General features: G+C 66.7%; 18 protein-coding genes, 1 tRNA gene and 1 pseudogene. 6 read left to right on the top strand and 14 right to left on the bottom strand.

What is annotated here, in order from left to right:
• Nucleotides 1–20: 20 nt before the first annotated feature.
• Nucleotides 21–2,393, top strand: coding sequence for a lysylphosphatidylglycerol synthase transmembrane domain-containing protein (locus G6N13_RS14840; protein ID WP_163698149.1), 2,373 nt, complete (start codon nt 21–23; stop codon nt 2,391–2,393).
• 33 nt (nt 2,394–2,426) lie between these two features.
• A complete protein-coding gene (locus tag G6N13_RS14835) occupies nt 2,427–4,301 on the top strand; it encodes a CocE/NonD family hydrolase (RefSeq protein WP_163702138.1) in 1,875 nt (624 codons plus the stop codon).
• Between the two features lie 134 nt (nt 4,302–4,435).
• On the opposite strand, the gene G6N13_RS14830 is transcribed toward G6N13_RS14835, so the two are convergent.
• From G6N13_RS14830 to G6N13_RS14815, 4 genes are all read right to left on the bottom strand, one after another.
• Nucleotides 4,436–4,582 (bottom strand): hypothetical protein, encoded by a 147-nt coding sequence (locus G6N13_RS14830; RefSeq protein WP_163694287.1) that lies wholly within the window; start codon nt 4,580–4,582, stop codon nt 4,436–4,438.
• 482 nt (nt 4,583–5,064) lie between these two features.
• Nucleotides 5,065–5,412 (bottom strand): VOC family protein, encoded by a 348-nt coding sequence (locus G6N13_RS14825; protein WP_163698147.1) that lies wholly within the window; start codon nt 5,410–5,412, stop codon nt 5,065–5,067.
• 33 nt (nt 5,413–5,445) lie between these two features.
• On the bottom strand, nt 5,446–6,327 hold the full coding sequence (locus G6N13_RS14820; RefSeq protein WP_163698145.1) for a universal stress protein: 882 nt from the start codon (nt 6,325–6,327) through the stop codon (nt 5,446–5,448).
• Nucleotides 6,328–6,389: 62 nt separating this feature from the next.
• Nucleotides 6,390–6,473, bottom strand: a tRNA-Leu gene (locus G6N13_RS14815).
• An 879-nt stretch (nt 6,474–7,352) separates the two neighbouring features.
• On the opposite strand from G6N13_RS14815, the gene G6N13_RS14810 reads away from it, so the two are divergent.
• Together G6N13_RS14810 and G6N13_RS14805 are read left to right on the top strand one after the other, a co-directional pair.
• A complete protein-coding gene (locus G6N13_RS14810) occupies nt 7,353–7,763 on the top strand; it encodes a hypothetical protein (RefSeq protein ID WP_163698143.1) in 411 nt (136 codons plus the stop codon).
• Nucleotides 7,760–8,113, top strand: coding sequence for a DUF3817 domain-containing protein (locus G6N13_RS14805; protein ID WP_163698141.1), 354 nt, complete (start codon nt 7,760–7,762; stop codon nt 8,111–8,113). The genes G6N13_RS14810 and G6N13_RS14805 overlap by 4 nt, the downstream gene beginning before the upstream one ends.
• Here G6N13_RS14805 and G6N13_RS14800 read toward each other — a convergent pair.
• The 10 genes and pseudogenes from G6N13_RS14800 to clpS all read right to left on the bottom strand — a co-directional run bounded on the left by G6N13_RS14800 (nt 8,110) and on the right by clpS (nt 15,815).
• On the bottom strand, nt 8,110–9,558 hold the full coding sequence (locus tag G6N13_RS14800) for an MFS transporter (protein ID WP_163698139.1): 1,449 nt from the start codon (nt 9,556–9,558) through the stop codon (nt 8,110–8,112). The genes G6N13_RS14805 and G6N13_RS14800 overlap by 4 nt on opposite strands.
• Before the next feature lie 47 nt (nt 9,559–9,605).
• Nucleotides 9,606–10,217, bottom strand: coding sequence for an RdgB/HAM1 family non-canonical purine NTP pyrophosphatase (gene rdgB, locus G6N13_RS14795; RefSeq protein WP_163702135.1), 612 nt, complete (start codon nt 10,215–10,217; stop codon nt 9,606–9,608).
• A complete protein-coding gene (gene rph, locus G6N13_RS14790) occupies nt 10,214–10,993 on the bottom strand; it encodes a ribonuclease PH (protein ID WP_163698137.1) in 780 nt (259 codons plus the stop codon). Before rph ends, rdgB begins: the two co-directional genes overlap by 4 nt.
• A gap of 22 nt (nt 10,994–11,015) precedes the next feature.
• Nucleotides 11,016–11,783, bottom strand: a complete 768-nt coding sequence (locus tag G6N13_RS14785; protein WP_163698135.1) for a cyclic nucleotide-degrading phosphodiesterase — start codon at nt 11,781–11,783, stop codon at nt 11,016–11,018.
• 63 nt (nt 11,784–11,846) lie between these two features.
• Complete coding sequence (gene murI, locus G6N13_RS14780; RefSeq protein WP_163698133.1) at nt 11,847–12,668, bottom strand: glutamate racemase; 822 nt, start codon at nt 12,666–12,668, stop codon at nt 11,847–11,849.
• Nucleotides 12,665–13,321, bottom strand: a complete 657-nt coding sequence (locus tag G6N13_RS14775; protein WP_163698131.1) for a rhomboid family intramembrane serine protease — start codon at nt 13,319–13,321, stop codon at nt 12,665–12,667. Before G6N13_RS14775 ends, murI begins: the two co-directional genes overlap by 4 nt.
• Nucleotides 13,312–13,830 (bottom strand): annotated as a pseudogene (locus G6N13_RS14770) (Mov34/MPN/PAD-1 family protein); the annotation flags it as partial. The pseudogene G6N13_RS14770 and the gene G6N13_RS14775, both read right to left, overlap by 10 nt.
• Nucleotides 13,831–13,886: 56 nt before the next feature.
• Nucleotides 13,887–14,921, bottom strand: coding sequence for a P1 family peptidase (locus tag G6N13_RS14760; protein ID WP_163698129.1), 1,035 nt, complete (start codon nt 14,919–14,921; stop codon nt 13,887–13,889).
• Nucleotides 14,918–15,505, bottom strand: coding sequence for an oxidative stress transcriptional regulator AosR (gene aosR / locus G6N13_RS14755; RefSeq protein WP_163698127.1), 588 nt, complete (start codon nt 15,503–15,505; stop codon nt 14,918–14,920). Before aosR ends, G6N13_RS14760 begins: the two co-directional genes overlap by 4 nt.
• A 4-nt stretch (nt 15,506–15,509) precedes the next feature.
• Entirely contained in the window at nt 15,510–15,815 is a 306-nt protein-coding gene (gene clpS, locus G6N13_RS14750) for an ATP-dependent Clp protease adapter ClpS (protein ID WP_163698125.1), read from the bottom strand.
• A 105-nt stretch (nt 15,816–15,920) separates the two neighbouring features.
• Between clpS and G6N13_RS14745 the strand changes: the two genes are divergently transcribed.
• Nucleotides 15,921–17,171, top strand: coding sequence for a nicotinate phosphoribosyltransferase (locus tag G6N13_RS14745; protein ID WP_235678080.1), 1,251 nt, complete (start codon nt 15,921–15,923; stop codon nt 17,169–17,171).
• Between the two features lie 20 nt (nt 17,172–17,191).
• On the top strand, nt 17,192–19,153 hold the full coding sequence (locus G6N13_RS14740) for an ATP-dependent DNA helicase (RefSeq protein ID WP_163702133.1): 1,962 nt from the start codon (nt 17,192–17,194) through the stop codon (nt 19,151–19,153).
• Nucleotides 19,154–19,230 lie beyond the last annotated feature (77 nt).

Raw genomic sequence — 19,230 nt, 5'->3', positions numbered from 1 at the left:
ACTCGGGATAGGTTTCACCGGTGCGAGTCGACGGGCGTGAGGTTGCCGTATCAGGCAACGTGCTGCTCCCGTTGGCCCGCCGGACCAACGACATCGTGCGGCTCGGTCTCGCGGCCGTCGTGCTGGCTGTCATCATCACGAGCTCACTGATCACCCGTAACGACTGGGTCGGACTCGAGAAATCGGTGTCGCGGATCGTCGGGGTGCTGACGCCCACCCAGTCCAACCTGGTCTATCTGGCTTACGGCATCGCGATCCTGGCGCTGCCCTTCGTCATCCTGATCGGGCTGATCGCCGCGCGGCAGTGGAAACTGTTCGCAGCCTACGCGGCGGCCGGATTCCTGGCCGTGTTCTCGCTGTCCATCACCGGTAACGGAATCGCCGCGCCCCGCTGGCACTTCGACCTCTCGGAACGGTTGTCGACCACCCTGTCGCAGTTCCTCGACGATCCCCGTTGGATCGCGATGCTCGCCGCCGTCCTGACCGTGTCCGGCCCGTGGCTGCCGGCGCGCTGGCGCCGATGGTGGTGGACACTGCTGCTCGCGTTCGTACCGATCCACCTCGTCGTCAGTGCGGTGGTCCCGGCGCGCTCACTGCTCGGGCTCGCGGTGGGCTGGTTCGTCGGCGCGCTGACGGTGTGGGTGGTCGGCACCCCGGCACTCGAAGTCCCCCTCGACGGGGCCGTGCGCGCGTTGTCCCGCCGCGGGTTCATGGTGACCTCGCTGACCGTGGTGCGCCCGGCCAGCACCGGCCCGTTGGAGCTGGCGGCAGCCGATGACGCCGGCTCACGAGTGGTCGTCGAGATGTACGGCCCCAATCAGCGCAGTGGCGGTGCCTTGCGTCAGTTCTGGCGGTGGCTGATCTTGCGCGACGCGGAGACCGCGCCGCTGCAGGCCTCGATGCGCCGCGCCGTCGAACACCGCGCATTGCTGACGATAGCGGTCGGCGATCTTGGCGTGTCCAACACGACGACGATGGCCGTCGCGGCGCTGGAACGCGGGTGGACGCTTTATGCGCACACCCCATCGCTCGGCACCCCGATCGGGACCTCCTCCGACGAGGGTCTGGTGACCACGATCTGGGGTTCGCTCGGTGTGCTGCACCGACATCAGATCGCCCACGGCGACTTACGTTTCCGGGAGATGACCGTCGCGGCCGGCAAGGTGTTGTTCGGCGGCTTCGGCAGCTCGGAGTACGGCGCGACCGACGAACAGCTGCAGTCCGATATCGCGCAGCTGCTGGTGACGACCACCGACCGGTTCGGTGCCGAGCCGGCCGTCCGGGCCGCCGTCGACACCCTGGGCAGCCAGACCGTGCTCAACGCGTCACGACGGCTCACGCGGGCGGCGGTACCGGCCCGAATTCGTAAGTCGGTCAGCGATCCCAAGGCGATCATTGCCGCCGCGCGCGATGAGGTGAAGCGACAGACCGGCGCCGACGAGATCAAGACCGAGACCATCACCCGGTTCACCCGCAAGCAGGTCATCCAACTGGTCCTGCTCGTGGCTTTGGTCTACGTCGCCTACCCCTTCATCAGTACGGTGCCCACATTCTTCAGCGAGCTGCGCAATGCGAACTGGTGGTGGGCACTGCTCGGGCTGGCAGTGTCCGCGCTGACGTATATCGGTGCGGCAGCGTCATTGTGGGCGAGCGCATCGGGACTGGTCAGCTTCGGCAACCTGGTCATCATGCAGTTCGCCAACACCTTTGCCGCCACCACCACCCCGGCCGGTGTCGGCGGCCTCGCGCTGAGCACGCGGTTCCTGCAGAAGGGCGGGCTGGGTGCCTTGCGGGCCACCGCGGCTGTCGCCCTGCAGCAGGCGGTACAGGTGATCACCCACGTGACGCTGCTGATCTTCTTCAGTGTGGCCGCCGGGGCCACCGCTGATCTTTCCCATTTCGTGCCGAGCACCACGCTGCTCTATCTGATCGGCGGTGTCGCGCTGGGCATGCTGGGGACCTTCTTGTTGGTGCCGCGGGCGCGCCGGTGGCTCGGCACGGCGGTCCGCCCCCGGATCCAGGAGATCGGCAGTGAGCTGCTCGAGCTGATCCGCGAACCCAAACGGTTGGCGATCATCGTGTTGGGTTGCGCCACAACCACGCTCGGCCAGGCCCTGGTGTTGTGGGCCAGCATCGAAGCTTTTGGCGGCGACACGACGTTCGTCACGGTCACCATCGTGACGATGGTCGGCGGCACCCTCGCGTCGGCGGCGCCGACGCCCGGCGGTGTCGGCGCGGTGGAGGCCGCGCTCATCGGTGGGCTCGCCGCCTTCGGTGTGCCCGCCGCCGTCGGTGTGCCGGCCGTGCTGCTCTATCGGGTGCTGACATGCTGGCTGCCGGTGTTCGCCGGCTGGCCGATCATGCGGTGGCTCACCGCAAAGGAGATGATTTAGCGCCGGACTGCGTAGCGTGGACACGTGCTGGCGATGCGTGTTCTGGCGGTGCTGTCCGCACTGGCACTGGTGCTGACCTCGTGCGGTGCGCCGCGCACTCCCGCCACGGAGTCGACGTGGCCGCCGTCGAGTAGCCGTGGCCCGTGCGGGGTCACCAAGCAGACCGACGTGGCGGCACGCATGCGCGACGGCACCATCCTGCGTGCCGACGTCTACCGGCCGGACACCACCGAGCTGGTCCCGGTGATCCTGATGCGCACCCAATACGGAAAGTCCGGCGCACAGGTGCAGCCGTGGCGGTATCAGTCCCCCGACTGGTTTGCTTCGCACTGCTATCTCGTTGTCATACAAGACGTTCGGGGGCAGGGCACGTCGCAGGGAACCTTCAGCGAGTTCACCCATGACGGCGGCGACGGCTATGACTCGGTGGAGTGGGCCGCGGCCCTGCCGGGATCGAACGGCAAGGTCGGCATGTACGGCTCGTCGTATGTCGGCGCGACCCAATGGCTGGCCGCGATAGACACGCCGCCGCATCTGGTGACCATCGTGCCGGCCAATACCGCGTCGGACTACTACGACGGCTGGATGTATGAGGGCGGCGAGTTCCGGCTGGCGTTCGTCCTACCGTGGGCGATCGGGCTGGCGACCAGCGCCGCCACCAATCGCGGCGACGACGTCACCGCCGCCGCACTGAGACTGGCCTCGGCGGACCCCACCCGATGGCTGGACTTCCGGCCGTACCGCACTCTGCCGGTGCTGCAACCCGCCAATCCTGCTGTGGCTCCATGGTATTTCGACTGGGTCACCCATTCGTCACGTGATGACTTCTGGCGGCAGTGGAGCATTCGGGACCGTTACCCATCCGTGCGGGTGCCAGTGCTCGACGTCGAGGGCTGGTACGACGCGTTTCTCGCCGGCGGAATTGAGAACTTTACCGGGATGGTGAATTCGGCTGGTACACAGCAGGCCCGGGCGAATCAACGACTCGTCATCGGCCCGTGGGACCACGTGGACTGGGGTCGGCCAGGTTCCGAGCCCGCTCCCCTGCTCAAAGATATCGGCAGGGTCGGCGAGAGTCCGATCAACGAACTGATGCTGGCGTGGTACGACCACTTCCTCAAGGGTATGAACAATGGCGGGGCGGGCACACCGCGGGTCGACTACTTCCTGATGGGCGCCAATAAGTGGAAGTCCGCCGACAGCTGGCCGTTACCGCACACCCAGTGGAGTCGCTACTACCTGGCCGGCACCGGCCAGATGGACTCGCGCACCGGCACTTTGAGCACGACGGCCCCGGCCACCGACCAGGCACCTGATCGTTACCTCTACGACCCCACCGACCCGGCACCCAGCCTCGGCGGGCATTCGTGTTGCGGCGCGCGATCCGGGCCGCAGGGGCCCTACGACCAGACTCCGGTCGAGCAGCGTTCTGACGTGCTGGTCTACAGCAGTGATCCGCTCCCTGCCGACACCGAGGTGACCGGACCTGCGACGGTTGACCTTTGGGCCGCGTCGTCGGCGGTCGACACCGACTTCACCGCGAAGCTGATCGTGGTCAAACCCGATGGTGAAGCGATCAACCTCAACACCGGGATCCTGCGGACGACGTTTCGCGATTCGCTATCCGATCCGCGGCCAGGCATCCCAAATCAGCCGTACGAGTACCACATTGCGATCTGGCCGACGAGTTATCTGTTCCGCGCGGGCGATCGGATCCGGCTGGAAGTCTCCAGCAGCGACTACCCGCAGTTCGCGCCGAACCCGAATACCGGTGAACCGTTCGGGCAGAGCGCGGCCACGCTGCCCGCAACGCAGACGATCCTGCACGACGCCGCCCACCCGTCGGCGGTGATCATCCCGGTAATCCCCGGGAGCGACCGGGGATCGGACCGATTCCCCAGTCGGTAATGGCCCCCCACAGATCGTGGCGGAGGGCTATTCAACGGTAAAACTTGGCGGGCAGGGATTTTGGCTCAGATCCCGCACCCAGTTAGCGGGGCAGCAGCCATCGGTCAGGTAAGACCGGTGGAAGACCTGCGGGTCTAGCGAGGACGAGCCGAGTCCGCAGCCGCACCGATGAACACGGCGTAGGCAGCCGACATGGCAATCTGGTCGATCATCTCGGCGTCGCCACCGAGCTCACGAATCTGATCGGCAATTGCGTAGCGGATCAGGTCGACCGAAGTCATGATGGACTCGCTCATCGTTGTCGCCACTCGCTCTCAGTGCTATTCACTTTCGGCTGTCAGGGCCAGCCACACTGCCGCTGCTACGAAGAAGACGACGTATGCGACTTTGCCCAACTCGATTACCGTAGCTCCGATCTCGCACAAGTACCTGAGACCGACCTTAGAGTCCTATTGTTAGATTAACTATTAGATTTGCAGAGTTGTGATAGTGAGATCCGGCCGACGCGGGCGAGACAGTGACGCAGGTCATGTATGTCGAACAACCTACGCTACGGCGAACGGATTGCCGCCGAGGTTCTGTCCGGCGCGCCGTCAAGAGGGCGATGCCCCGTTCATGGACCTGTTGCCATGGCCACAGACATCGATGTCATCGAACCCGGCGATATCGATCGGTCAGCGCGGAAGTCAAGAACGTTGTCGCTCGACAACGTCAAAACCGTTGGGAACCAGCAGTATTCACCAGCGCGGGGGCAGTGTCGATGCTAGCCGCGCGGTGCCACGCAGAACGCGTTCCCGTCGGGGTCGGCGAGCACCACCCAACCGAAGTCACCCCAGCTGTTACGTGCGGTTTCGGTCGCACCCAGCTCGACCAACCGCGCGACTTCCCCCTCGACATCATCGGTGGAGAAATCAAGGTGGACCTTGTTCTTCCCCGGTGTCGGATCCTCGACCTGCTGGAAGGCCAGGCCCGGACCGTCGGGACGGCTGACGACGACGAAGAAGGGTGGGGCAACGGGAGTCACCTCACCGTCAAGAGCGCGTGCCCACCATGCTGCGAGGCCTTCGGGATCGGTGGTGTCGAATGTGATGTTCTCGGTCTTGAGTGCCATGGTCCGACGCTAGCCCCGGCGTACGACACATCTCTACCGAACCACCAGCACCGGGCATTCGGCGTGATGGATCAGATTCTGGCTGACCGAACCGAAGATCGAATCGGCGAGCTTCCCGCGGCCGTGGCTGCCGACGACCACCAGCTGGGCCTCCCGGGACAGATCGGTGAGCCCCTTTGCCGGGCTGATGTCCTGAAAGACCTTGTTCACGTGGGCGTTCCGGTACTTACGGGCGAACGGTTCGACCAACGCGTCCATCCGTTGGCGCTGCTGGGTCTGCAACAGATCGAGCAGCTGCCAGTCCATGGGCCCCTCACCGCCGAGATCGCCCATGCCAACCGCCGCGCCGATCTCCCACATATGCACCACCGTCAGCGGTGCATGCAACGTGGCAGCGATGTCGAAAGCCTCGGCGAGGGCGCGGGTCGACTGGTCCGATTCATCGACACCGATGACGACGGGCAGCGGCTTGCCCGTCCGCTTGGCGACCGGTTGCCGCCAGACGACGACGGGGCAGAGCGCCCGATGGGCGACCTTTACGGCGTGCCCGCCCAGTGCGCGATGGTCCGCCGCACCCGTGCCCACCACCACAAGCCGGGCGGAATCCGAGGCGTCCACCAGTGTTGTCGCGACCGCACCTTTGACCGCTGTCGGATGGATCGCGAGATCTGGATGCGTCGACCGCACGGCTGTCTCCGCCGCGGCCAGCACTCCGTCGGAGCGAGCGGCTCGGTCGAGGTCGGCGGGTGCGTCAGCGCTGGCGAAATCCCAGTGCAGCTTGGGGATCGCGTGCACGAGCGTCAGCGCAGACCCGTGTTTAGCGGCGAACTCCGCGGCCCACTGGGCAGCACCGAGCGCGGTGTCCGATCCGTCGATACCCACGACAACGGCTGGCTGATTGGCTGCGGTAGTCATGCCTGAACACTATTCGGCATCGGCGGGAAGGCCTCGAAGGGCCACTCACATGGGTGAAATTGTGCGGGCGGGGGGACTCGAACCCCCACGTTCTTTCGAACAATGGCACCTAAAGCCATCGCGTCAGCCAATTGCGCCACGCCCGCAGGACGGCCAAGTCTACCGCCAACTCGACTCCGGAATCTGTCGGTAGTCAGTCCTAGCGTCGATCACAAGGCAGGAGGGCTGGCGCTATCCGCTCGCATGAAGAATTCGCGAATGCACGGCGGCTCATCGCCGCTGGTGTCAACGACTGCGAGATCGCTCGTCGCACGGGCATACCCCGCGCGACGATCAAGGAGTGGCGCCACCAGACAACGCCAACGATTCGGCGCCCGACGGCTGACGCGCCCTGCGGGACAGTCCACGACTTCGACACGTTCCCAGTAAAGGCGTACACATATCTGCTCGGCCTCTACCTCGGTGATGGCTGCATATCGAAAGCCGGCCGCGTCTGGCGGTTGCGAATCGCGTTGGACAAGAAATACCCGGGCATCATCGAGAGCTGCCGCGCGGCCATCGACGAGGTGATGCCCGGACAGCACGCTTGGCTAGGCACGCACCCCAAAGGTTGCGTCAACGTGTGCCTCTACTCGAAACATTGGCCATGCCTGTTCCCCCAACACGGACCCGGCCTGAAGCACCGCAGGCTGATCAAGCTGGAACCGTGGCAGCAAGAACTCGTGGACCAAGCACCAGAAGACTTCATCCGAGGCCTGATCCACAGCGACGGCTGTCGCGTCATCGCCGACGACCGCGGCGTGAAGAGCATCCGCTACCACTTCACGAACCACTCCGAGTCGATATCCTCGGCCTGTTCACCGCAACCCTCCATCAACTCGGCATCCCGTGGACCCGGTCGACCAAATACGTCGTCTCGATCTACCGCAAGGCCGCCACCGCACGCCTCGACGAATTCATCGGCCCGAAGTGCGCGGCGTCACGCGCGGTTTAACCCATAACCGCTGGCACGGTACCGTCGTGGTGTGTCCACGACGCGCCGGCACCGGTTCGCGCTGATCATCGGAGTGATCATCGCCGCCACCGCCTGCCTGGCGCTGGGCTGGTGGCAGTGGAGCCGATTCGAGTCGAACTCGGGCAGCTTCCAGAACCTGGGCTACGCCCTGCAGTGGCCAATGTTCGCCGGCTTCTGCGTGTACGCCTACCGCAAGTTCATCCGTTACGAAGAAGCCCCGTCCGAGGCTGCACCGGCGGCCGACACCGTCACCGAGATCCCCGCCGGACTGCTGCCCGAACGACCAACGGCCCACGCCGGTTCCACTGACGTCGACCCCGTAATGCGCGAATACAACTCCTACCTAGCCGAGCTGGCCCAGGCCGACCAGACCGACCTGACGAGCAAGACCCACGAAGATCAGAACAGGACCACCGCATGAGTGCACCCGAGTCGCCCGAAGCCCAGACGGGCGTCCCGAACGAGACGATCCGCAAAGCCCTCCTCGGCTACCGGGTCCTGGCCTGGACCACCGGCCTCTGGCTGATCGCGCTCTGCTACGAGATGGTGATGAAGTACATCGTGAAAGTCGACGACCCACCCACCTGGATCGGCGTGGTGCACGGCTGGGTCTACTTCGTGTATCTGCTGTTCACCGCAAACCTGGCGGTAAAGGTGCGCTGGCCGATCGCCAAGACCATCGGCGTCCTGCTGGCCGGCACCATCCCGCTGCTGGGCATCATCGTCGAGCAGGTTCAGACCCGGGAGCTCAAGACCCGCTTCAACCTCTAGACCGGATCGGCCTCGAGCTCGAGTTCCTCGGAGGACCACTCCTCGATGGCGGCAGCGTCCGCAGCCGGCAGCGTCATCGCGATCACCGCGGCCAGTGCCGCGACCCCAGCGGAGATGAGCAATGCGATCCGCAGACCCTGCAGCGACGGCATGACGTGCCCGGCGTAAGTGATCGTCATTGTCGCGAGCACCACACCGATCACCGCACTGGATATCGATGTGCCCAGCGACCGAGCGAGAGCGTTGATTCCATTGGCGGCCGCCGTCTCAGATATCGGCACCGCGGCGTTGATGAGCGCCGGCAACGACGAATACGCGAAGCCCACCCCGAGGCTGATGACGATGTTGACGACCATCACCGCCACCGGACTGCCGAGTCCCCACAGCGCGCCCAGGTAGGCGGCCGCAATAATCGCCGCACCACACACCAACGTGAACTTCGCGCCGCGGCGGCCGGCCACCCGCGCCGCAAGGGGGGACGCGACCATCATCGCCAGACCACCGGGTGCCATCCACAGACCCGCCTGCAACATGGACTGTCCCAAGCCGTATCCGGTCCCCTTCGGTAGCTCGAGCAGCTGCGGAGCGACCAAGGAAAGCGCAAACATCGAAAAGCACACCAAGATCGCCGCAATGTTGGTGGTCAAGACCGGACGGCGCAGCGTCGTCCGCAGATCAACCATCGGCGAGGCCGTTCGAAACTGCCAACGGGCGAAGACGGCGAACACCACGACGGACACGCCGAACAGCGACAGCGTCGTCGAACTCGTCCACCCCCAGGTCGAACCCTTGGTGATCGGCAGGAGCAGGGTCACCAACCCGGTGGTGAGCAATACGAAGCCCAGCGGGTCGAATGGGTCGGCCGAGGTCGCCGGAATGTTGGGCACCAGGAAAAAGAACAGCAGCATCGCCATCATGCCGAGAGCGCTTGCGCCCCAAAACAATACGTGCCAGTCGGTCTTTTGGGCGATCACCGCCGACAGCGGGAGCCCCAGCGCGCCACCGACCCCCAAAGACGAACTGATCAAGCCCATGGCCGAGCCGACTCGGTCGGCCGGTATCGCGGCCCGCAACACACTGATAGCGAGCGGGATGATCGGGATGCCGAAGCCTTGCAGTCCACGGCCGATGATGAACGGCAGCAGTGAGGTGGTCATCGCGGCGATCAGCGAGCCAGCGGTCAGGGTTGCCGCGCAGACGATGAGCATCGGCTTGGGGCCGTACATATCACCAAGCCGGCCGAATACCGGGGTGGTCACCGCCGCGGTCAGCAGCGTCACTGTGATCGCCCACGAGGCATTCGCCGGGCTGGTGTGCAGCAGCGTCGGCAGCTCGGGGATCAGCGGGATCATCAGCGTCTGCATCAGCGACACGCTGATACCGGCAGCCGCCAGCACGGCGATCAGAACACCGGGGTGCGCCACCCGGACCGCATGACGACCCATCTCGGCATCATGACACAGTTAGATGCACTAGCAAAATTTGCTAGTACTCACCTGGCCAGCGCACGCAGCGCCGGGATCAGCAGCGCCAGCGCCCGACCACGATGTGACGCCGCGTCCTTCTCCGCCGCGCTGAGCTGCGCGGCGCTGCGAGTCCCCCCCTCCGGGACGAACAACGGGTCATAGCCGAAGCCGCCCTCGCCTCGTGGTTCGCGAGCGAGCACGCCCGGCCACTCGCCGCGTACGACGGCATGGTCAGCGTGACCGGGACCGTAGACGAGTGCGCACGCGGAGACGAACGCCGCCGTCCGCCGCTCGTCGGGCACGTCGCGCAATTGGGCCAACAGCAGGTCGTTGTTGGCGGTGTCCTCACCGTGCACGCCGGCCCAGCGCGCCGACAGCACCCCCGGCATTCCGTTGAGGGCGTCGACCGCGATCCCGGAGTCATCGGCGACGGTCGGCAGACCGGTGGCGGCATAGCCGTCACGTGCCTTGGCCAACGCGTTCTCCTCGAAGGTGGCCCCGGTCTCGGGAGCCTCCTCGAAGGGCGGCACATCATCGAGTGAGACGAGCGTGAGCCCGGACAGTCCGGCGGCATCGAGCACCCGGCGCAGCTCGGCCAGCTTCTTCGGGTTGCGGCTGGCGACCAGAAGTTGGCTCAGGACCCGAACGCCTTCTTCGACGGCGGGCCTTCCGGCAGCACTCCGGGATAGGGCAGTTCCAGCGCTTCGCGCTGGACGGCGAACAGCGTCTCGCATGATGCAAGCGCCGCGTCGAGCATCTTGTCCAGCGTCGAGCGTGGGAAGGTCGCACCCTCACCGGTGCCCTGGATCTCGACGAGCGTTCCGGTGTCGGTGGCGACGACGTTCATATCGACCTCGGCGCGCGAATCCTCTTCGTAGGGAAGGTCAACGCGCACCCGGCCGTCGACCACACCGACGCTGACCGCGGCGATCGCACACGACAATGGGCGCGGGTCGGACAGCTTGCCGAGCGCAGCCAGATAGGTGACGGCATCGGAGAGCGCGACATAGGCGCCGGTGATCGCCGCGGTCCTGGTTCCGCCATCGGCCTGCAACACATCGCAGTCGATGGCGATCGTGTTCTCGCCGAGCGCGGCCAGGTCGATGCACGCCCGCAACGAGCGGCCGACCAGCCGGCTGATCTCTTGGGTGCGTCCGCCGAGGCGACCCTTTACCGATTCCCGATCCGAGCGGGTGTGGGTAGCGCCGGGCAGCATCGCGTACTCGGCGGTGAGCCAGCCCTGCCCCGAACCCTTGCGCCAGCGCGGCACACCGTCGGTGACGCTGGCCGTGCACATCACCCGGGTTTCGCCAAAGGTGATCAGGACCGAGCCGGCCGGGTTGGAGGTAAAGCCGCGGGTAATGGTGACCGGCCGCAGCTCGTCGTCAAGCCTGCCGTCTTGTCGTCGGGACACGTCGCAACCCTAGCGGAGCGTGTCAGTGCCGATGGACCTCAATGGTCTCGCCGCACACCACGGCATGCACGGGCCCGTCGAACGCGGCCTTGGCCTCGCTGATGACGTCCTCGCGGGAGGTCCAGGGCGGGATGTGGGTCAGCAACAGTTCGCCGACGCCGGCACGCTTGGCCATCTGACCTGCCTCGGTGCCAGACAGATGTAGATGCGGCGGACGGTCCGGCGCGTGGGTCCAGGACGCCTCACAGAGGAAAACGTCTGCACCGCTGGCCAACTCGACGAGCGAATCGCAGACGCCGGTATCGCCGCTGTAGACCAGAGTGGCACCGCTCGGATCGGTGATCCGCATGCCGAATGACTCGGTCGGATGCGTCACCAAGCGCGGCAGCACCTTCAGCGCGCCGAATTGCACCGGCTGTTTGTCCTGCCAGTGATGGATCTCGAAGATGTCGGAGAAGTCGTCGAGCTCGCCACCCATCGGCGAGGACGCCGCGGCCAGTCGACTCCACGTGTCGCTGGGGCCATACATCACTGCGCGACCCTTGGCCGGGTTCGGGTGGTAACGGCGCCACACGAACAGGCCGGGCAGATCCAGGCAGTGATCGGCATGAAGATGCGACAGCAGAACGTGGACGTCGTTGGGGTCGGCGTAGCGCTGCAACGCGCCGAGCACCCCGCCGCCGAAATCGAGAACCAACGGTGGTGTGTCCGGAGCAGTCAGCAGGTACCCGGACGCCGGCGAATCAGGCCCGACAACACTGCCAGAGCAACCAAGAATGGTGATTCGCACAGTCGCTAGCTTGCCATGCCCAGATGCCGCAAGAGGAAAACATGACGGGTTTGGATACGAGAATCACGTCGTCGCGCTGGCGTGACGCTGAACAGGGTGGACACCGGTGATCGCCGGCCCCAGGAAGCGGGCCGCCAGGGCCGTGAATACCTCGGGATCCCCCGTCGCCTCGAACAGCCGCGTCGCCGCCGGGGCCTCGTGCGGCCGAAGTAAATCGCACTCGGTCAGCACTTTCAGCAAGTCTTTGGCCGTCTCCTCGGCGCTGGACACCAGCGTCACCGAATCCCCCATCGCCAGCTGGATCAGCCCGGATAACAACGGGTAGTGCGTGCAGCCGAGCACCAGCGTGTCGACCTGCGCGCGCTGCAACGGCTCGAGATAGCCCTCGGCCAGGTTCAGCACCTGGCGGCCACTGGTCACGCCGCGCTCGACGAAGTCCACGAAGCGCGGGCAGGCCACCGCCGTGACGTCGACGTCGCGGGCAGCGGCGAACGCGTCCTGATAGGCGCCGGATGCGACGGTTGCCTGGGTCCCGATCACACCGATCTGCCCGGTCCGGGTGGTGGTCACTGCACGGCGCACGGCCGGCAGGATCACCTCGACGACGGGCACGTCGTAGCGTTCGCGGGCGTCGCGCAGACAGGCCGCTGACGCGGTGTTGCAGGCGATGACGAGGGCCTTCACCCCGCGCTCGACGAGATCGTCCCCGATCGCCAGGGCATGCGCCCGGACTTCGGGAATGGTGAGCGGACCGTACGGGCCGTTGCCGGTGTCGCCGACGTAGATAACGTCCTCGTCGGGCAGCTGGTCGATGATCGAGCGGGCCACCGTCAGCCCGCCCACACCGGAGTCGAAGATGCCGACCGGCGCGAGACGGTCGCTCATGAGGTCAAGCCGGGCAACTGGCCGGCCTTCCTGCGTTCCCGGGCTTTGCGTTCCGGGCCGGACAGCACGTACGCCGCGAACACCCCGGCCACCGCACCGCACAGGTGGCCCTGCCAGGAGATGCCGGTGCAGCCGACCTGAGGCAGTGCGCCGAACAGGACAGTGCCGTAATACAGCAGCACCAGGATGCCGACGGCGATCTGCCACAGCGTGCGGGTGAAGAATCCGAACACCAGCAGAAAGGTTAACCATCCCAAGATCAGACCGGACGCCCCGATGATGTTGGGTTCGCCCCCACAGGTGTTGCCCACCCTGCCGATCAGCCAGGTGCCGAAACCGCCTGCGATCCAGATGAATACCGACGCGAAGATGAACCGCGACATGCCAAGCAGTGTCATCAGAAAGCCGAGCACCAACGCGGGCACGGTATTCGAGATCAGGTGCTGCCAGTCCGCGTGAAGCAGCGGGGCGAACAGGATGCCCCACAACCCGTCGGTCTGCAGAGGCCGGATGCCGCCGCGGTAATCGAGGCGGTCGCCCGTGGCCTGATTGACGGCTTCGACGACGTACAGAAGGCCGACGAACGACAGGATCGTGATGCCACCCGTCATCCACAGCGCCCGCTTCTTCGGCTGCGGTCCGGTCATGCCCATAGCTGCCCTTCCAAAGCCTCCTCGGCTTCGTCCAGGCTACCGGCGTAGGCACCGGTGGACAGATACTTCCAACCGGCGTCACACACAGTGAATGCCACGTCGGCGCGCTGACCGGCGTTGCGCGCCTTGGCTGCGACACCGAGTGCGGCGTGCAGGATCGCGCCGATGGAGATGCCGGCGAAGATGCCCTCGACCTGAACCAACTCCCGGGTGCGCCGCAGTGCGTCGATCGAGCCGACCGAGAAACGGGTGGTCAGCACCTCGGGGTCGTACAGCTCGGGGATGAAGCCCTCGTCGATATTGCGCAGTGCGTAGACGCCTTCGCCGTAGCGCGGTTCGGCAGCGACGATCGCGATACCGGGGACATGCTCGCGCAGGAATCGGCCGGTGCCCAACCGCTCGGCGTTGACCATCGCGATATGCCGTTCAGGACGATCGGACCCCTCCGGCCCGGCCAGCACCCCGCACGCCTCATCGGGGTGGTCGGCCCTGGCGTGGGCGACCATGGCGTCGACCAGGTCGGCACGGATCACCAGCACGGTGGGATGTCCTCCTGTGGTCGAGCTCAGCGGGCAGATGCGCCGAACGCACCAGGTAACAGGTCGCGGTAGGTGGGTATTCCGGCCGCCGACTCCGCGGCCAGCACCGCGACCAGCACCGCGCGCGCCAAACAGTCTGCCCCGGCCGCGCCCAGCCTCGCGAGCGGCTTGGTCTCCGGTGCCATCTGCGCCGGGGTGTCCGGGTCCGGTTCGAGCTCGATGGCCCCGGTGGCCAACGCGAAGACGGTGTCCCCGTCCAGCGGGGTGTGCGCCGGGCGAATGGTGTGCGCCAGGCCGTCATGGGCGGCCACCGCAAAGCGCCGGCAGGCGGCCGGGGACAGCGCGGCGTCGGTGGCGACCACCGCGATGGTGGTGTTCAGTGGACCGGACTCGGCATCCAGCGCGGCGAGCGCGGCGATTTGCTCGGCGGGCGGACTGAGCAGCCCGAACTCCTTGGCCAGGTGGCTCATCCAGGGCAGGCCGGTGGCCGGGTCGATGACGTTGCCCGCGCTGTTGACGATGACGATCGCGCCGACGGTCACGCCGGAATCGAGCGTCATCGAGGCGGTGCCGACACCGCCCTTGAGCACCGCCGCGCGCGCTCCGATGCCCGCCCCGACGGTGCCGACTGCCATGTCCACGCCGGCCGACTGCGCGGCCGCATAGCCGAAGTCTGCGGTCGGCCGGCATCCCCAGCCGCCAACGGGAAGGTCAAAAATCACCGCGGCCGGAACTATCGGGACGACGCCGCCCGCCATCGAGACCCCGCGGCCCTGTTCCTCCAGCCACGTCATCACGCCGTCGGCGGCAGCCAGCCCGTAGGCGCTGCCACCGGTCAAGACGACGGCGTCGACGTGGCGGACGCTGTTGGCCGGGTCGAGCAGATCGGTCTCGCGGCTACCGGGGGCACCACCCCGGACGTCAACGGCCCCGACCGTCCCCGGTGGCGCGACGATCACGGTGCTGCCGCAGGCCCAGCCCGATCCCAGCGTCGCATCAGGGTCGAGCCGGCCGTGATGACCGACGAGGATGCCGTCGACGTCGGTGATAGATCCGGTCACCGGATCGGTTTACCCATCAGGCCCAGCACTAGATACTCCTGCAGGACGGTCAGCCACTGATACACATCGAGGTGCCCGGCCAGCGGATGGTCGGCCGGCAATCGGTCCGGGCCCTCGGGCCCGATCGCGAGCATCGCGCCCAGCGCAAGCCGGACGTCGTTGATCGCGGCTATCCAGGCGTTGGCGTCGCCCTCGGTGATCTCGAAACGGCCGCCTCCATCGGGGAGCGTGTCCAGAACCCGTTGCGCTGCAGCCTTTTTAGCATCGATGATCGTGGGCTCGTGCAGGCTGCGCAGGGCACCGTTGAGACTCTCGGCGACCGCCGAACCGGCTGGGTGATCGCGCTGCGGCTTGAAGAAATCGGGCAGCAGCCGCCGCATGGTGGAGTCCTCGGGCGGCTGCGGGTTGCCGGCCCGGATCCCGGTGATTTGCTCGAGTGGATCCGACGGCGTCGCGGCCTCGCGCTCGTCTAGCATGCCCTGCACCGAGGACACCATATTCTTCAGCAGCGCCGCCTCATGTGGCGCCAGAGCAGACCGGAACCGGGGACCCTCAGCGGTGTCGACCCGCTTCCATTTCCGCACGCGCTCAGCGGTCCTGCTGCAGGGTCGCCCACAACCCGGCGGCATGCAGTTTGGACACGTCTACTTCCATGGACTCCCGACTCCCCGCGGATACCACCGCCTTACCCTCCTGATGAACCTGCAGCATGAGCTTCGTCGCGTGCGGTTCGCTGTAGCCGAAAAGCTTCTGGAACACGTACGTCACGTAGTTCATCAGGTTGACCGGGTCGTCCCAGACGATAGTCACCCAGGGGGTGTCCAGGGCGCTGACGGTATCCGTCTGTTGCTGTCCTGCGGCGTCCGGTCGAGTCGGAGCTGCTTGCGAGCCCATGGCCACAAGGATAGCGAGCCGGGTCATTGGCTATCCAGCCCGTGGGACGGGGAATACCGTTGCGCTGTGAGCGCCGCCCTGCTGACGGACAAATACGAGCTGACGATGCTTGCCGCCGCGCTGCATGACGGGTCGGCCGCACGCACGACCACCTTTGAGGCGTTTGCCCGCCGTCTGCCCGACGGCCGGCGCTACGGGGTGGTGGCCGGGACGGGCCGGTTCCTGGATGCCTTGCGCGAGTTCATCTTCGACGACACGGCCCTGGAGCCCCTGGCGTCCTTCCTGGACTCCACGACGCTGGACTACCTCCGGGACTTCCGCTTCACCGGCGATATCGACGGTTACGCCGAAGGCGAGCTGTACTTCCCCGGTTCCCCGATTCTGTCGGTCACCGGCACTTTTGCCGAATGCGTCCTGCTGGAAACCCTGGCGCTGTCGATCTTCAATCACGACACCGCGATCGCCTCGGCGGCCGCTCGAATGGTTAGCGCGGCCGCCGGCCGAACACTGATCGAGATGGGCTCACGGCGCACCCACGAGCAGGCGGCGGTGGCCTCGGCGCGCGCGGCCTACATCGCCGGTTTCACCGGAACGTCCAATCTCGAAGCCAACCGCCGCTATGGCATTCCCGCGATGGGGACCAGCGCGCACGCGTTCACGATGCTCTACACGACGGCCGACGGCCCAGACGAACAAGCGGCATTCAGCGCGCAGGTCAACGCGCTGGGCACCGGGACGACCCTGCTGGTCGACACCTACGACGTGACCACCGGGGTGGCCAATGCGATCGCGGTCGCCGGAACCGAACTCGGTGCCGTGCGTATCGACTCCGGCGACCTCGGCGTGCTGGCCCGCCGGGTACGCGCTCAGCTCGACGATCTCGGCGCGACAGGCACCCAGATCGTCGTGTCCGGCGATCTCGACGAATTCTCGATCGCGGCGCTGCGCGCTGATCCGGTCAACAGCTATGGTGTCGGAACTTCGGTGGCCACCGGCTCCGGAGCGCCCACCGCCAGCATGGTCTACAAGCTCGTCGAGGTGGACGGCCTGCCGGTGGAAAAACGCAGCAGCCGCAAGGAATCTCATGGTGGCCGCAAGGCAGCCCTTCGGCTGTCCCGGCCGACGGGCACGATCATCGAGGAGGTCATCTACCCGGTGTCGGCACCCCTCGAATTGACCGATCCCGCGCGCGCACTGACCGTGCCACTGGTGCGCGGGGGGCGGCCTGTCGGCGTACCCGATCTGGCTGCGGCGCGCGCGTTGGTGGCCAGCGGTCTGCGCAGCCTGCCGTGGGAGGGTCTGGCGCTGTCCCAGGGCGAACCGGCGATCCCGACCCGCCAGGTGCGGATACGGTGAGCACCGACGAACTACCGCCGGTGACCGAGTTGCTGGCGACGGCGGTGACCGCGCTCGGCGGAAACGAACGGCCTGGGCAGGTGCAGATGGCCGAGGCCGTGGCGCGGGCGTTCGAAGGCGGCGAGCACTTGGCGGTGCAGGCCGGCACCGGAACCGGTAAGTCGTTGGCCTACCTCATCCCGGCGATCGCCCGCGCGGTCGCCGACGAAAAGCCCGTCGTGGTGTCCACCGCGACGATAGCCCTGCAGCGCCAGCTCGTTGACCGCGACCTGCCCCGCCTCGTGGACGCGCTGGCCGCCAGCCTGCCCCGGCGGCCCAAGTTCGCCCTGCTGAAAGGGCGTCGAAACTATCTGTGCCTGAACAAGATTCACAACGGCGGCGGCGAAGAGAACGCTGAAGCACCGCAGGAAGAACTGTTCGAACCGGTCGCGGCCACCGCATTGGGCCGCGACGTCGCCAGATTGACGGCGTGGGCGTCGGACACCGAGACCGGCGACCGCGACGAACTGACACCCGGCGTCCCCGACCGCTCCTGGTCGCAGGTCAGCGTCACGGCGCGGGAATGCCTCGGCATGGCCCGCTGCCCGTATGGCACCGACTGCTTCTCGGAACGTGCGCGCGGTGAAGCCGGGCGCGCCGAGATCGTCGTCACCAACCATGCGCTGCTCGCCATCGACGCGATCGCCGACGCCGCGGTGCTACCCGAACACGAATACCTGGTGGTCGACGAGGCCCATGAGTTGGTGGATCGGGTGACGTCGGTGGCCACCGGCGAGCTGACCCCCGCCCCGCTCGGCGTGGCCACCCGGCGCATCGCCCGCCTCGTCAGCCCACAGCTCGCGCAGCGGATGGAAGCGGCGGTGGCGACGTTCTCCTCGGCGATCCATGACGCGGAGCCCGGCCGGCTCGACTACCTCGACGACGAACTCGCCACCTACCTGACCGCACTGCGCGATGCCGCCACCGCAGCCCGCGGTGATATCGACCCCGCACCCAAAGATCCCAAGGCCGCCGCGGCGCGCAGCGAGGCGATCGCGGCACTGACCGAGATCGGTGACGCCGCCTCACGGGTGCTGGACTCCTACGTCCCGGCGATTCCGGACCGGACGGAGGTGGTGTGGCTGGACCATGAGGACAACCGCGGAAACATTCGGCCGGTCCTGCGGGTCGCTCCCTTATCGGTGGCCGGACTGTTGCGCACCCGGCTGTTCGACAGTGCCACAACGGTTTTGACATCAGCGACGCTGACCGTCGGCGGTTCGTTCGACGCGATGGCCGGCGCGTGGGGGCTCGGCGACGGTCCGAAGTGGAAGGGCCTCGATGTCGGCTCCCCGTTCGAACACGCCAAGTCCGGCATCCTCTACGTCGCCGCGCATCTACCGCCGCCTGGCCGCGACAGCGCCGGCAATCCCGAGCAGCTCGACGAAATCGCCGGGCTCATCGAAGCCGCCGGCGGTCGCACCCTTGGACTGTTCTCCTCGATGCGTGCCGCCAAGGCCGCAGCCGAGGCACTGCGCGCACGGATCGACACCCCGATCCTCTGCCAGGGCGACGACGGAACCGCCACCCTGGTCGATCGCTTCGCCGCCGATCCCGAAACGTCGCTGTTCGGCACGCTGTCGCTCTGGCAGGGCGTTGACGTGCCGGGACCGTCGCTATCGCTGGTGCTGATCGATCGCATCCCGTTCCCCCGCCCCGACGATCCCCTGCTGACCGCCCGGCAAAGGGCGATTGCCGCGCGCGGGGGCAATGGGTTCATGGCCGTCGCCGCCGCCCACGCCGCCTTGCTCCTGGCCCAGGGTGCGGGCCGGCTGCTGCGCCGGGTGGACGACCGCGGCGTCGTCGCGGTGCTGGATTCGCGGATGGCCACCGCACGCTACGGCGGCTACCTGCGCGCATCATTGCCGCCGTTCTGGCCGACCACTGATCCCGAGCGCGTCAAACAGGCACTTCAGCGGTTACGCGCCGACGCCGCGTCGTGAATTGGGATCGGTGACGCCGGGGCCACGGCACTATTGTGGGAGCAATTTTCGATGTTTCCTAACACGCCGGTTCGACA

This window comes from Mycolicibacterium sarraceniae, from assembly GCF_010731875.1.
GTDB classification, from domain to species: Bacteria; Actinomycetota; Actinomycetes; order Mycobacteriales; family Mycobacteriaceae; genus Mycobacterium; species Mycobacterium sarraceniae.
The sequence above is the reverse complement of the archived record's forward strand: the minus strand, read 5'-3'. Positions and strand labels throughout refer to the sequence as shown.